At 71.2% G+C, this 14,411-nt stretch carries 8 protein-coding genes; 5 read left to right on the top strand and 3 right to left on the bottom strand.

Annotated features, from left to right (window positions below; translation table 11 throughout):
* Nucleotides 1-58 precede the first annotated feature (58 nt).
* The gene (locus tag CG736_RS30700; protein ID WP_100589412.1) at nucleotides 59-6,472 is read right to left on the bottom strand and encodes a non-ribosomal peptide synthetase; all 6,414 of its coding nucleotides are present in this window, start codon (nucleotides 6,470-6,472) and stop codon (nucleotides 59-61) included.
* 648 nt (nucleotides 6,473-7,120) lie between these two features.
* Between CG736_RS30700 and CG736_RS30695 the strand changes: the two genes are divergently transcribed.
* Together CG736_RS30695 and CG736_RS30690 are read left to right on the top strand one after the other, a co-directional pair.
* Nucleotides 7,121-7,333: an MbtH family protein gene (locus tag CG736_RS30695; protein ID WP_100589411.1), complete on the top strand. Its 213-nt coding sequence runs from the start codon at nucleotides 7,121-7,123 to the stop codon at nucleotides 7,331-7,333.
* A 97-nt stretch (nucleotides 7,334-7,430) separates the two neighbouring features.
* The gene (locus CG736_RS30690) at nucleotides 7,431-9,206 is read left to right on the top strand and encodes a non-ribosomal peptide synthetase (protein ID WP_100589410.1); all 1,776 of its coding nucleotides are present in this window, start codon (nucleotides 7,431-7,433) and stop codon (nucleotides 9,204-9,206) included.
* Nucleotides 9,207-9,258: 52 nt separating this feature from the next.
* Here the strand turns inward: CG736_RS30690 and CG736_RS30685 are convergent, their stop codons facing one another.
* Nucleotides 9,259-9,936: a uracil-DNA glycosylase gene (locus tag CG736_RS30685; RefSeq protein ID WP_100589409.1), complete on the bottom strand. Its 678-nt coding sequence runs from the start codon at nucleotides 9,934-9,936 to the stop codon at nucleotides 9,259-9,261.
* A gap of 586 nt (nucleotides 9,937-10,522) precedes the next feature.
* Here CG736_RS30685 and CG736_RS30680 point away from each other — a divergent pair.
* Together CG736_RS30680 and CG736_RS30675 are read left to right on the top strand one after the other, a co-directional pair.
* A complete protein-coding gene (locus tag CG736_RS30680) occupies nucleotides 10,523-11,725 on the top strand; it encodes an IS110 family transposase (RefSeq protein ID WP_100589408.1) in 1,203 nt (400 codons plus the stop codon).
* A gap of 44 nt (nucleotides 11,726-11,769) precedes the next feature.
* A complete protein-coding gene (locus CG736_RS30675; protein WP_100589407.1) occupies nucleotides 11,770-12,048 on the top strand; it encodes a hypothetical protein in 279 nt (92 codons plus the stop codon).
* 76 nt (nucleotides 12,049-12,124) lie between these two features.
* On the opposite strand, the gene CG736_RS30670 is transcribed toward CG736_RS30675, so the two are convergent.
* The gene (locus CG736_RS30670; RefSeq protein WP_100589406.1) at nucleotides 12,125-13,210 is read right to left on the bottom strand and encodes an amidohydrolase family protein; all 1,086 of its coding nucleotides are present in this window, start codon (nucleotides 13,208-13,210) and stop codon (nucleotides 12,125-12,127) included.
* Nucleotides 13,211-13,327: 117 nt separating this feature from the next.
* Between CG736_RS30670 and CG736_RS30665 the strand changes: the two genes are divergently transcribed.
* On the top strand, nucleotides 13,328-14,410 hold the full coding sequence (locus CG736_RS30665; protein WP_100589405.1) for an alanine--glyoxylate aminotransferase family protein: 1,083 nt from the start codon (nucleotides 13,328-13,330) through the stop codon (nucleotides 14,408-14,410).
* Nucleotide 14,411 lies beyond the last annotated feature (1 nt).

Raw genomic sequence — 14,411 nt, 5'->3', positions numbered from 1 at the left:
TGTCACTTGATCTCTTGTCTTTCCAGCGTTTCCGAGGCCGGACGGCCTCTGATGTCGGTCAGGGGAGCAGGTCGAGTCGGTCGAGTCGCCGGGTTGCGTCGGTGGCCACGCTCTCCAGGAGGCGGAGCAGCCGGTCGGCCATGGCCTGGACGGTGGCGTGCTCGAACAGGTCGGTCGCGTACTCCAGCACCACCCGCAGACCGGCCGGCTCGCGGTCCCCGTCCCGGAGGTCCTCGAAGCTCGCCGTGAGGTCGAACTTCGCGATCGGCAGCCGCACCGCCTCGGGCACGAAGACTCCCTCCTCCGGCTCGGCGGTGCTCCCGCCCTCCAGCGCGACCATCACCTGGAAGATCGGATGGTGGGCCAACGAGCGTTCGGGGTTGAGGAGTTCGACGAGCCGCTCGAACGGGATGTCCTGGTGGTCGTAGGCCTGGAGGTCGGCGGTGCGGGTCCGCGAGAGGAGATCGGCGAAGGTCGGGTTGCCGGAGGTGTCGGTCCGCAGGACCACGGTGTTGACGAAGAATCCGACCAGGTCGTCGAGGTCCTCGTCGGTCCGTCCGGCGACCGGAGTGCCGATCGGGATGTCCTCGCCCGCACCGGAGAGCGTGAGGAGAACGGCGACCGCCGCCTGCAGGACCATGAACAGCGTGCTGTCGTGGGCGCGGGCCAGCGCGAGCAGCCGCCGGTGAAGATCGGCAGTGGCGGTGAGAGTGACCACCGCGCCGCGGTAGCCGGCGATCGGCGGGCGGGGCCGGTCGGTGGGGAGTTCGAGCTCCTGCGGGATACCCGCGAGAGCGGCGGCCCAGTGCTCGACCTGGCGGGCGAGGAGGCTGCTGGGGTCGTTCTCGTCGCCGAGGGTCTCGCGCTGCCAGACGCTGTAGTCGATGTACTGCACCGGCAACGGCGCCCAACTCGGGGCAGTGCCACGGGTCCGCGCCGCGAAGGCCGTCGCGAGATCGTCCATCAGCGGACGCATCGACCAGCCGTCACCCGCGATGTGATGCAGCACCAGCAGCAGAGTGTGCCGATCCGGGCCGGTGGTGAACAGCGAAGCACGCAACGGCGGTTCGGTCGTGACGTCGATCGCCTCCGCCGCGGCGCCGACCAGCGCGGACTCCAACTCCTCGACCGTGCAGGAGACACGACGCAGCACGGGGCGCGCATGTTCGTTGTCCAGAACGTGCTGGTAGGGCAGACCGTCGACGGACGGGAAGATCGTGCGCAGAGTCTCGTGGCGCTGCGTCACATCGGCGAGCGCCGCTTCGAGGGCATCCGCGTCGACCACGCCGGTCAGCCGGACGGAGACCGGGATGTTGTAGGTGGAACTCGGCCCTTCGAGCTGGGCGATGAACCAGAGCCGCTGCTGCGCGAACGACGGAACAGGGTGCGCCGTCCGGGCGACGGGCGCGAGCGTGCCCACCTCCCTGGCAGGCCCGCCGGCCGCAGCGAGCGTCTCCGCGATCCCCGCGATCGTCGGCGCCCGGAACAGGTCGCGAATGCCCAGATCGGCGCCGAGGGTCGAGCGAACCCGGCTGATCAGGCGCATCGCCAGCAGCGAATGACCGCCCAGGTGGAAGAAGTTGTCGTCGATCCCGACACCCGACACTCCCAGCACCTCGCTGAACAGCGCATGCAGCGCACGCTCGGCGGGGGTGCGGGGAGCTCGGCCCGGAGTGGTCAGCGTCGTGTCGGGTGCGGGGAGCGCTGCCCGGTCCAGCTTGTCGTTCGGCGTGACCGGGAGCCGGTCCAGCACCACGAAGAACGACGGAACCATGTAGTCCGGCAGCTTCCCGCTGACCAGCGCCCGCAGCCCCGCGACGTCCACCTCACCCGATTGGGGAACGACGTACGCCACCAGCCGCTTGTCACCAGGCCGGTCCTCCCGCACCACCACCGCCGCGTGACGAACCGTCGGATCGAGCTCCAGAACCGCCTGGATCTCGCCCGGCTCGACCCGGAACCCCCGCACCTTCACCTGATGGTCGACACGACCCACGAACTCCAGCTCACCACGCGTGTTCCACCGCACCAGATCACCCGTGCGATACATCCGCTCCCCCGCAGCACCGAACGGATCCGCCACGAACCGCTCCGCCGTCAGATCAGGCCGACCCGCGTACCCGCGCGCCAACCCCGACCCCGCCACGTACAACTCCCCCACCACGCCCGGCGGGACCAACCGCAGCCCACCGTCCAGCACGTACACCCGCATGTTCACGAGCGGCTTGCCGATGGGGACACGTGCGCCGTTGAGGGAGTCCTCCGAGGTGATCACCGAGATCGACACGTCGTCCGAGCACTCGGCCGGCCCGTAGACGTTGACCAGCGGGGTGTCCGGGAACCGCGCGAACCACCGACCGACCAGGTCCGGAGGGAGCGCCTCCCCGTGCACGAGCATCCAGCGCAGCCCGGCGAGGCGGGCCGTGCTGCTGTCGTCCACGTCCCATTCGTCCAGGATCGCCCGCAGCAGGACGGGGACGATCTGGAGCACGGTGATCCCGTGCTTCTCGACGCTCGCCAGCAGGTCCAGCGGGTCGCGCGCGGTGTCGTTGTCGATGATGTGGACCCGGCCACCGACCGCGAGCAGCGTGAGGGTCTGCCAGATCGACACGTCGAAGGTCAGCGGGGCGTTGAACGCGATGACGTCGTTCTCGTCGAGACCGTAGAGCTCGATCACCGCTTCCAGGTGGTTCGACAGCCCGCGGTGCGGGATGAGCACGCCCTTGGGCCGCCCGGTCGAACCGGAGGTGAAGACCGCGTAGGCGAGCGAGTCCGGCGTGTCGCGGAGGTCCGGCGGCGTCCAGGACGCCGTGTCGGCCGGGACGTCGGTGTCCGGCAGAACGACGTCGTGCACGGTCGCGCACGCGATCGCCGCCGCGCTCTCCGCGAGTTCGGGAGCGGCCACCAGGTGTCGCACACCGGCGTCACCCAGCATCTGCGCCGCCCGGGGCAGCGGGGTGCCGGGGTCGAGCGGCATGTATCCCGCCCCCGCGCCCAGGATGCCGATCACCCGGGCGACGAACCAGGGGCCGCGATCCGCGAGCACGGCGACCAGGGCGTCCGGCCCCACGCCCGCGGCGGCCAGCCGACCGGAGATCCGATCCGCGGTCCGCGCCAGCTCACGGTAGGTCAGGTTCCCGGAGGCGTCCGAGACCGCGACGGCGTCCGGGCGCTCCGACGCGAACTTCCGGACGAGCGCCGGGAGGTCGAGGGGCTTCTCGGCCGTGCTCGGCCCGTTCCAGTCGACCAGCAGCCGCCGGCTCTCCTCCGGGAGGAGCAGGTCGAGCTGGTCGAGGCGTCGGGTGGGATCGCCGGCCACGCTCTCCAGGAGGCGGAGCAGTCGCTCGGCCATGGCCTGGACGGTGGCGTGCTCGAACAGGTCGGTCGCGTACTCCAGCACCATCCGCAGACCGGCCGGCTCGCGGTCCCCGTCCCGGAGGTCCTCGAAGTCCACGGAGAAGTCGTACTTCGCGATGTCGATGCTCTGGGCCATGATCTCGGCCTCGACCCCGGGCAGCTGGAACTCCGGCACTGCGAGCCCCGCGTCCAGCAGGGCGACCATGACCTGGAAGATCGGGTGACGGGCCAACGAGCGTTCGGGGTTGAGGAGTTCGACGAGCCGCTCGAACGGGATGTCCTGGTGGTCGTAGGCCTGGAGGTCGGCGGTGCGGGTCCGCGAGAGGAGATCGGCGAAGGTCGGGTTGCCGGAGGTGTCGGTCCGCAGGACCACGGTGTTGACGAAGAATCCGACCAGGTCGTCGAGGTCCTCGTGGGTGCGGCCGGCGACCGGGGTGCCGATCGGGATGTCCTCGCCCGCACCGGAGAGCGTGAGGAGAACGGCGACCGCCGCCTGCAGGACCATGAACAGCGTGCTGTCGTGGGCGCGGGCCAGCGCGAGCAGCCGCCGGTGGAGGTCGGGGGTGGTGGTGAGGGTCACCTCCGCGCCTCGGTAGCCGGCGATCGCGGGGCGGGGCCGGTCGGTGGGGAGTTCGAGCTCCTGCGGGATGCCCGCGAGGGTGGTGACCCAGTGCTCGACCTGCCGGGCGAGGAGGCTGCTGGGGTCGTTCTCGTCGCCGAGGGTCTCGCGCTGCCAGACGCTGTAGTCGATGTACTGCACCGGCAACGGCGCCCAGTCCGGGGCACTCGCGCGAACGCGCGCCGCGTAGGCGGTCGCGAGATCGTCCATCAGCGGACGCATCGACCAGCCGTCACCGGCGATGTGATGCAGCACCAGCAGCAGAGTGTGCTGATCCGGGCCGGTGATGAACAGCGAAGCACGCAACGGCGGTTCGGTCGTGACGTCGATGGTGTCCGCAGCTGCGTCAGTGAGGCTGCGCTCCAGCTCCTCCGGCACGCAGGCGATGCGGCGGAGAGTGGGCCGCGCGTGCTCGTTGTCGAGAACGTGCTGGTAGGGCAGGCCGTCGACGGACGGGAAGACGGTGCGCAGGGTCTCGTGGCGCTGGGTGACGTCGGCGAGCGCGGCCTGGAGAGCGTCCGCGTCCACCGCGCCGGTCAGACGGAGGGAGATGGGGATGTTGTAGGTGGAGCTGGGTCCTTCGAGCTGGGTGAGGAACCAGAGCCGCTGCTGCGCGAACGACGGAACAGGGTGCGCCGTCCGGGCGACGGGCGCGAGCGTGCCCACCTCCCTGGCAGGCCCGCCGGCCGCAGCGAGCGTCTCCGCGATTCCGGCGATCGTCGGCGCCCGGAACAGGTCGCGAATGCCCAGATCGGCGCCGAGGGTCGAGCGCATCCGGCTGATCAGGCGCATCGCCAGCAGCGAATGGCCGCCCAGGTGGAAGAAGTTGTCGTCGATCCCGACACCCGACACTCCCAGCACCTCGCTGAACAGCGCATGCAGCGCACGCTCGGCGGGAGTCCGGGGAGCACGCCCCTCCGTCGTCAACGCGGTGTCCGGCGCCGGCAACGCCCCTCGGTCCAGCTTTCCGTTCGGCGTGACCGGGAGCCGGTCCAGCAGCACGAAGAACGACGGAACCATGTAGTCCGGCAGCTTCCCGCTGACCAGCGCCCGCAGCCCCGCGACGTCCACCGCCGCACCCGAGTGGGGAACCACGTACGCCACCAGCCGCTTGTCACCAGGCCGGTCCTCCCGCACCACCACCGCGACATGACGAACCGTCGGATCGAGCTCCAGAACCGCCTGGATCTCGCCCGGCTCGACCCGGAACCCCCGCACCTTCACCTGATGGTCGACACGACCGACGAACTCCAGCTCACCACGCGTGTTCCACCGCACCAGATCACCCGTGCGATACATCCGCTCCCCCGAACCACCGAACGGATCCGCCACGAACCGCTCCGCCGTCAGATCAGGCCGACCCGCGTACCCGCGCGCCAACCCCGCCCCCGCCACGTACAACTCCCCCACCACACCCGGCGGGACCAACCGCAGCCCACCGTCCAGCACGTACACCCGCATGTTCGCCATCGGGCGGCCGATCGGCACGGTCCGGGCTTCGCCGTGCTCGGCGCGCACGGTCTGACAGACCGACAGGATCGTGCACTCGAGCGGCGAGTAGCCGTTGACGACGCGGAGCTCCGGGAACTCGCGGAGGGCTCGGCGGACGTAGGCGGGTGAGACGGGTTCGCCGCCGGTGAAGGCCAGCCGGACGGTGTCGAACGCCTCCGGGTGCTCGTCGACCATGAAGTTGAAGAGGCTCGACGACATGTACGTGGTGGTCACCCGGTGCCGGACGGACAGCGCCGCCATCTCCGCCGGCTCGGGGATCTGGCCCGCCTGGAGCACACAGGCGCCGCCGGCCAGCAGTGGGCCGAACAGTTCCAGCGCGAACACGTCCCAGGAGACGGGGGAGCACTGGAGGACCACCGCGTCCGGGCCGAACCGGGTGAACTCCCGGTCGTGGAAGAAGCCGACGATCGCCCGGTGCGAGGTGGCCACGCCCTTGGGCGTGCCCGTGGATCCCGAGGTGAACATCACGCAGGCGAGGTCGTCGGGCTCGACGCCGACCACCGCGGTGGCCGTCTCGGGAGCCGGCTCGGACTCCGAAGTGGCCGACATCTCAAGGAAGGTGACGCCCGGCCAGTCGAACCACTCGGCCGGCCCGAGCCCGGTGACGACCAGTTCGACGGACGCCTCGCGGACGACGGTCGCCAGCCGGCCTGCCGGAAAGGCGGGGTCGAGCATCAGGTACGCGCCCCCGGCCTTGAGGACGCCGAGGAGGGCGACCACCATGTCGGGGCTGCGCTCCAGATGGACGCCGACGACCGCACCGGGGCGCACTCCGCGGCGCACCAGCCGTCGCGCCATCTCGTCGGCGCGGGCGTCCAGTTGGGCGTAGCTGACCTCGTCGTCGGCGAAGAGCAGCGCCGTCGCCCCGGGGGTGCGCCGCGCCTGCGCCTCGAACAGCTCATGCACGCACGCGTCGGGGCAGTCGGCCTCGGTCGCGTTCCACACGGTCGGGTCCGGCGCGTCCTGCGGGTGGGACGAAGACACTGATGCTCCCTTTCACGGACAGGACGAACCAGCAGGGGCCCGCCCACGGCGCGATGCGCCGCCGGACCTCCCGCACAGCCGTACGAAGGCTCCAGAACAATGGAGAGATGAATTCGCGCACGAGTAATTCACATGCGCATGTGCCGCGATCACCCCCCGGTGCAGCAACCCCCTACGGGGTCAAATATTTGCCAAGATTCCGTCAAGTCGACCGCACCTCCGGGAGGGAGGCGCCGGGTCGGCGAGGAAGATCAGCGAGCGGTTAGCTTGCCAACTTGGCGGGTTGATGTCAACAGTTGATCGAAGTTGCTCGGATCGTCGGAACGGCGGCGTGTCAAGCGGTTTATTTTCGATGGTTGCCGACCGTCCCGGTGCTGTGCCACAGTGCCGGTCGGCCTCTGGACCGAACAAAGAGCTGCCCGATTTTGTCGGATACACGCGCCTTGTGGTCGAAAGGGGGAGCTTCGGGGAGGAGCGGGTGCCGGCAGGCCGTGACGTGCGGCTTCCGGCCCGGCGGCCCGGCCGGCGAGCGGGTGTCCTCGGTCACATCGCGAACGCCTCCGACCCGCCCGCCCCCGTCGGCCGCATTTCTCTCCCGAGCAGACCCCGCCGTGTCCGGCCGGCGTCACCCTGAAAGGAAGATTCGAAATGCCAAACCCGTTCGAGGATGATTCGGCCCGTTACCTGGTGCTCATGAACGAGGAGCAGCAGTATTCGCTGTGGCCGCAGGGAACCGGGATTCCGGACGGCTGGGAAGTGGTCGTCGAGAACGAAACCCGGGCCATCTGTCTCGAATACGTCAGGGAGAACTGGATCGACATGCGTCCGCGCACTCTCGCCGAATCCGGACGGGTCCGGTAGCAGCAGGCATCGCATTTCGTGGAATGTCCGGTCGGGCTCCACGGGAGTCGGCTGCGGTCGGGCCCGCAGGAATCGACCGAAGAGGAAGCGGGGAATCGTGATTCAGGAAAACAGCAAGTCCTCCGTGCTCGCGGAGTTCCGACGGAGTGCGGAGTCATGGCCGGACCGGACCGCCGTGGTGTCCGGGGAGGTGTCGCTCACCTTTGCGGAGCTGGCGGATCGGGTGGAGCGTCTCTCGGAGGTGCTGCGGAGCCTCGGGATCGGCCCCGAGCAGTCCGTTGTGTCATGTCTCGCACCAAGTGCCGGGGTGCCGGTCGCCATGCTCGGCGTCTGGAGCGCGGGCGGCGCCTACATCCCGCTCGATCTCCAGGTGCCCTCCGACCGCCTCCGCTACGTGCTCGACGACTGCCGGGCGCAGGTGCTGATCGTGGCGAAGGGGACGGCCGTCGATCAGCCCGGCGTCCGGATCGTCGAACTGGACGACACCGGTGCGCCCGTGCAGGCTGCTCCGGAGCGGTTCGAAACACCAGTCACACCAGCACCGAATGACCTCGCCTACATCATCTACACCTCTGGTTCCACGGGTCGGCCGAAGGGCGTTCTGGTCGAGCACGGCAACCTGGCCGAAATGACGGCCAACTACGAGGCGGCCCTCTACGGTCCGCTGGACCGGCCCGTTCGGCGGATATGCGTCAACAATCCGTTGATCACCGACTCCGCGGTGTCCGATCTGGTCCATATCGCTTTCGGTCGGACCCTGTACTTCGTCAGCCCCTCGGTCCGGCGCGATCCCGACCGCATGGCAGCCTTCCTGACGGAGCATCGGATCGAGCTGCTGGACGCGACGCCCACCCAGATCAGGGCACTGCTGATGGCCGGCCACGCCGATGCCCTGCGGTCCCTCCGGGTGCTGATCGTCGGCGGCGAGAGCACCGACAGCTCACTGTGGGCCGCGCTCCAGGGCCTGGAGGGCGTCGCGGTGTTCAACCTCTACGGCCCCACCGAGTGCACCGTCGCCGTGACCTTCGCCGACGTCAGGGCCGACAACCTGCCCACCATCGGCGCCGAGTTCCCGAACTGCCCGGTCTTCCTGCTCGACGACGGGCTCCGGCCGGTGCCGGCCGGGGAGACCGGCGAGATCTGTGTGTCCGGCGTCCAGGTCGCCCGCGGCTACCTGAACGCGCCCGAGCAGCAGGCCGACCGGTTCGTCTCCTTCACCCCTCCCGGGCAGTCGGAGGCGGTGCGGATCTACCGCACCGGCGACCGCGCCCGGCGCACCGCGGCCGGCACCCTGGAGTTCTTCGGCCGCACCGACGACCAGGTGAAGATCAGGGGCTACCGGGTCGAACTGGGCGAGCTGGAGGCCGTCCTGCGGCAGTGCCACGGGGTCTTCGACGCAGCGGCGGCCCTGGACCGGACCGGCTCCGAGCCGGTCCTGCGCGCCTTCGTCGTACTGGCCGGGGGAACCTCCGAAGCCGAGGTCCAGCAGTACCTGAAGGACACCCTCCCCGCGCACATGCTGCCCAGGCTCAGCACGGTGCCGGGCATCCCCTCCGGCCCCACCGGCAAGGCCGACCGAAAGACGCTGCTCGCCGCGCTCGCGGACGGCGGAGCGGAGGCCGTGGCGGTCACGCCGCCGCAGGGGAGCGGTGACCCGCGGGTCGATCTGCTCCGCGACATCTGGTGCCAGGTGCTGCACCTGACCGACGTCGCCGCGGACGACGACTTCTTCACCCTCGGCGGCGACTCGCTCAAGGCGACCCGGATGACCCTGAAGGTGCGCAAGCAGCTCACCGCCGCCGCCCCGGTCAGCGCCGTCTTCGAGCACCCGGACTTCCGGGGCTACTGCGCGGCGATCACGGCGCTCCGGTAACCGCTCCGGGGGCGGGTCGCAGCGGGCCCGCCCCTCCCGCGTCGACGCTCCGTCAGGGCAGCCGCCAGTCGACGGGTCGGCCGTCCTGACGGACCAGCAGGTCGTTGGCGCGGCTGAACGGGCGGGAGCCGAAGAAGCCGCTGTCGGCGGAGTAGGGGCTGGGGTGCGGCGATTCGATGCTGGGGACCTGGCCGAGCCACGGGCGCAGTTCGCGGGCGTCGCGGCCCCAGAGGATGGCGACGAGCGGGCCGCCGCGGGCGGCGAGGGCCTTGATGGCCTGCTCGGTGACAGCCTCCCAGCCCTTGCCGCGGTGGCCGTTGGTCTTGCGGGTCTGGGTGGTGAGGGCCCGGTTGAGCAGCAGGACGCCCTGGTTCGCCCACGGCGTCAGATCGCCGTTGGACGGCGGCGGGAAGCCGAGGTCGCTGCTGTACTCCCGGTAGATGTTGACCAGGCTCGGCGGTATCGGCCGCACGTCCGCGCCGACCGAGAAGCTCAGGCCGACGGCGTGGCCCGGCGTCGGGTACGGGTCCTGCCCGACGATCAGCACCCGGACGTCCGCGAACGGCTGCTGGAAGGCCCGTAGCACCTGCGGCCCCGGCGGCAGGTAGGTGCGGCCGGCGGCGATCTCGGCGCGCAGGAAGTCGCCCATCGCGGCGACCTGTCCGGCGACCGGTGCGAGGGCCTGGGCCCAGCCGGGTTCAACGATTTCGTGCAAGGGTCGAGCAGCCATGACGGAAGCCTATCGGCCGCACCGACAACGCCAGTTCACGAGGTCGGACGCACCCGCCGCAAGGCGCCGTCGTCGGACGTACGGCGGCTCGCGAAGCGGAAGGGCGCCCGGCCGCCCGGCGCGCTGCCGCCACCGCGATGCGCGGCCGTCCGTCGACGCGTTCGTCCGAGCCGAGGCGGCGGGTGGCGGTGCTCCGGTGCACCGTCTCCAGCGGGTGGTCCCGGGTCTCCCCGATCGCGAGCGGTTCCACGAACCGGTCGTGCGCGGTGTCCCCGTCCTGATCGCGCGGACGTTCCGGCCCGGCCGCAGCTCTTCGTCCACCTGGTCGCGGACTTCGGCGGGCAGCGTCTCCCCCGTTACCTTCTTCGTGGCCCCGCAACGGGGCTCCCGGCCTCCGGCTCGGCATGACTGTTCCCCCCTGTAGTTCGCATGATCCGGGGGGTGGTGTCACCGGGCCGGAGGCACCGGTAGACCGCTGATAGGGGCAGGACCACCAGGCTCGCTGGGAGGCTCTTCGTAACGTGGATGCCGGCGACTGGTGCCACGCCAACGAGGCCGGGACAGCACGACCTCGTAAGGGAACAGCGTGATCGACACCGGCGACGTGGACGTCTTCCTCGGCCTGGACGTCGGCAAGGGCGAGCACCACGGAACCGCCCTGACTCGGGCGGGCAAGCGGGTCTTCGACAAGCGGCTGCCGAACAGCGAGCCCAAGATGCGGGCCATGCTCGACAAGCTCACCGCCAAGCACGGCACTGTCCTGGTCGTCGTCGACCAGCCGGCCTCCATCGGCGCCCTGCCCTTGGCGGTCGCCCGGGACGCCGGCTGCCGCGTCGCCTACCTGCCCGGTCTGACGATGCGCCGCATCGCCGACCTCTACCCCGGCGAGGCCAAGACCGACGCACGCGACGCCTTCGTCATCGCGGACGCCGCCCGCACCATGCCGCACACTCTGCGCGGCATCGAGCTCACCGACGAGACCATCGCCGAGCTGGAGATGATCGTCGGCTTCGACGACGACCTGGCCGGCGAGGCGACCCGCATCGCCAACCGCCTGCGCGGATTGCTCACCCAGATCCATCCGCACCTGGAGCGCGTGCTGGGGCCCAGGATCGACCACCCGGCGGTGCTGGCCCTGCTGGAGCGGTTCGGCTCACCGACCGCCCTGCGCGAGGCCGGACGTCGCCGCCTGCTCGGCGTCGCCCGGCCCTTGGCCCCGCGCATGTTCGAGCGTCTCGTCGAGGACATCCTGGTTGCGCTCGACGAGCAGACCGTCATCGTCCCGGGCACCGAGGCGGCCGCGCTGATCGTGCCGAGCCTGGCCGGCTCGCTGCGGGCCGTCCTCGATCAGCGCAGACTCCTGGAGAAGCGGATCCAGGAACTGCTGGACGAGCATCCGCTGTCGCAGATCCTGACCTCCATGCCCGGCATCGGGACCCGGACCGGTGCCCGCGTCCTGATCGACGTCGGCGACGCGAGCGCGTTCCCGACCGCTGCCCACCTCGCGTCCTACGCCGGCCTCGCCCCGGCGACCCGCAGTTCCGGATCCTCCATACGCGGCGAGCAACCCTCCCGACGGGGCAACAAGCAGCTGAAACGGGCCTTCTTTCTGGCCGCGTTCGCCTCGCTCGGCGACCCGGCCTCCCGCGCCTACTACGACAAGAAGATCGGCCAGGGCAAGCGCCACACCCAGGCACTCCTCTGCCTGGCCAGACGCCGGACCGACGTCCTGTTCGCCATGCTCCGAAACGGCACCCTCTACGAATCCCGGCCCGCGGCCGCGACGTGATGCCGCCTCTTGTTCACCGGCAGCAGCCGTGATCCGCTCTGCCCATGAGCACCGACAACTCCGAGCACATGAGGACCATCGACCGCTGGCTCGCTGGCGAGGTGGTCAACAACACCATCGGCATCAAGGTCGTCGGCGGCCCGTTCGACGGCCGGACCAAGATCGTGCTTCTCGGTGAGGACGGGAGGCCGCCCGCCGTCATACGCGCATCCGGCGGGCCAGCCGGCCCGAGTCGGCATGCCTACGAAGCGGTCCGCTCCACCGACGTCCGAGCCGGTTGGATCTACACCTACACCGGTCCTGAGCCAGCCACCGAGAGCTGAGGAACAACCTCGAACCGCTTGACCGAACACATAGGCCCCCCCGGGCGAGCGCCTGCTCCTCCGTCGTCCGCCCCGCTCACACCACCGCGCCGTTGAGCACGACGTGCCTCGGCGCGCCCAGCACTCGCAGGTCGGCGCGCGGGTCGGCGTCGTAGACCACCAGGTCGGCGGGGGCGCCCTCGGTGAGGCCCGGGCGGCCGAGCCACTCGCGGGCGGACCAGGTGGCGGCGGCGAGGGCCTCGGTGGGGCTCAGGCCGGCCTTGGTGAGTTCGAGCGCCTCCTCGCCGACCAGGCCGTGGGCGAGCGAGCCGCCCGCGTCGGTGCCGACGTAGATCGGGATGCCGGCGTCGTGGGCCGCGCCCACCGTCGCGTAGCGGTTCTCGTGCAGGCGGCGCATGTGCGCGGACCACTGCGGGAACTTGGACTCGCCGCCGTCCGCGAGGGTCGGGAAGGTGGCGATGTTGACCAAGGTGGGGACGATCGCCACGCCGCGTTCGACGAAGGCGGGGATCAGCTCCTCGGTGAGGCCGGTGGCGTGCTCGATGCAGTCGATGCCGGCGGCCAGCAGGTCGGGCAGCGATTCGGTGGCGAAGCAGTGCGCGGTGACCCGGGCGCCCTCGGCGTGCGCGGCGGCGATCGCCTCGGTGAGCGCGTCGCCGGGCCAGCAGGCGGCGAGGTCGCCGACGCCGCGGTCGATCCAGTCGCCGACCAGCTTGACCCAGCCGTCGCCGCGCCGGGCCTCGGCGGTGACGTACGCGGCGAGGTCGCCGGGCTCGATCTCGTGCGCGTAGTTGCGGATGTAGCGGCGGGTGCGGGCGATGTGCCGCCCGGCCCGGATGATCTTCGGCAGGTCGGCGCGGTCGTCGATCCACCGGGTGTCGGCGGCGGAGCCGGCGTCGCGGATCAGCAGGGTGCCGGCGTCCCGGTCGGTGAGGGCCTGCTTCTCGCTGGTGGCCCTATCGACGGCGCCGTGCGCGTCGAGTCCGACGTGGCAATGGGCGTCCACCAGGCCGGGCAGTGCCCAGCCGGTGAGGGTGGCGGCGGGTTCGGCGGCGGGCCGCGCGAAGGTCACCCGGCCGTCCACCGCCCAGAGTTCGTCCCGGACGTCCTCCGGTCCGACCAGTACCCGGCCCTTGATGTGCAGCACCCCACCGTCTGTCATGCCTGGCACTGTACTCGGCACCTGTGCGGGCGCACGGGGCGATCTGCGGCAGACTGTTCGACGGCGACCCCTTCGTCGCCCCGGCGAAATCCTCCGCTGCCCGAAAGGCCTCCCCGCATGCTGCTCGACCTCCCGCCGATGACCGCCGCCCAGTTCGCCGCGATCGAGGACAAGGTGGCGGCGCTGCTGCACACCCAGGCCGACGTGATCGTCACCCAGGGCGAGGCGCTGCTGCCGCTGGAGGCGGCGATCAAGGGCGCGGCGCACCCGGGTTCGACCGCGCTGAACGTCGTCACCGGCCCGTACGGCCAGACCTTCGGCGGCTGGCTGCGCGACGCGGGCGCCAAGGTGGTCGACCTGGCCGCGCCGTTCGACGCCGCGGTCACCGCCGAGCAGGTCGCGGACGCGCTGCGTGCCGACCCGGAGATCGACTTCGTGTCGCTGGTGCACGCCGAGGCCGCCACCGGCAACACCAACCCGGTCGCCGAGATCGCCGCCGTGGTGCGCGAGCACGGCGCGCTGCTGATGCTGGACGCGGTGGCCTCGGTGGCCGCCGAACCGCTGCTGACCGACGCCTGGGGCATCGACCTGTGCGTGATCGGCGGCCAGAAGGCGATGGGCGGCCCGGCCGGCGTCTCGGCCGTCTCGGTCAGCGAGCGCGCCTGGCAGCGGATCGAGGCCAACCCGGCCGCGCCGCGCCGCTCCTACCTCTCGCTGCTCGACTGGAAGGCCCGCTGGACCGACGCCGGCCGCACCCAACTGCCGCACGCCCCCGCCCAGTTGGAGATGCTCGCGCTGGACGCCTGCCTGGACGCGATCACCGCCGAGACCCTCGACGCGGTGATCGCCCGGCACCGCGCCGCGGCCGCCGCCACCCGTGCGGGCGCCACCGCCCTCGGCACCGTCGCCCCGTTCGTCCGGCTCGCCGAGCACGCCGCCCCGGTCGCCACCACGCTGCGCACCGCCGAGGGCCTGGACGCGACCGAACTCGCCGCCGAACTCCGCCGCCACGCCCCGCAGTTGCCGATCCAGGCCGGCGGCGGCGCACTCGCCTCCACCATGCTGCGCCTCAACCACTACGGCCCGGCGGCCACCGCCGAGACGGTCGTCGCCGCCCTGGAGGCGCTCGCCCAGGCCACCGGCGTCCCGGCCGCGGCTGCGGTCACGGCGGCCACCGAGGCCTGGGAGCGGGCGATCTGAC

It is taken from the genome of Kitasatospora sp. CB02891 (assembly GCF_002803145.1).
GTDB lineage: Bacteria > Actinomycetota > Actinomycetes > Streptomycetales > Streptomycetaceae > Kitasatospora > Kitasatospora griseola.
The sequence above is the reverse complement of the archived record's forward strand: the minus strand, read 5'-3'. Positions and strand labels throughout refer to the sequence as shown.

What these genes read in the sequence shown, in the direction of transcription:
- CG736_RS30695 (WP_100589411.1), top strand. Translation starts at nt 7,121, where the DNA reads ATGCCAAACCCGTTCGAGGATGATTCGGCCCGTTACCTGGTGCTCATG.
- CG736_RS30685 (WP_100589409.1), bottom strand. Translation starts at nt 9,936, where the DNA reads ATGGCTGCTCGACCCTTGCACGAAATCGTTGAACCCGGCTGGGCCCAG.
- CG736_RS30675 (WP_100589407.1), top strand. Translation starts at nt 11,770, where the DNA reads ATGAGCACCGACAACTCCGAGCACATGAGGACCATCGACCGCTGGCTC.
- CG736_RS30670 (WP_100589406.1), bottom strand. Translation starts at nt 13,210, where the DNA reads ATGACAGACGGTGGGGTGCTGCACATCAAGGGCCGGGTACTGGTCGGA.
- CG736_RS30665 (WP_100589405.1), top strand. Translation starts at nt 13,328, where the DNA reads ATGCTGCTCGACCTCCCGCCGATGACCGCCGCCCAGTTCGCCGCGATC.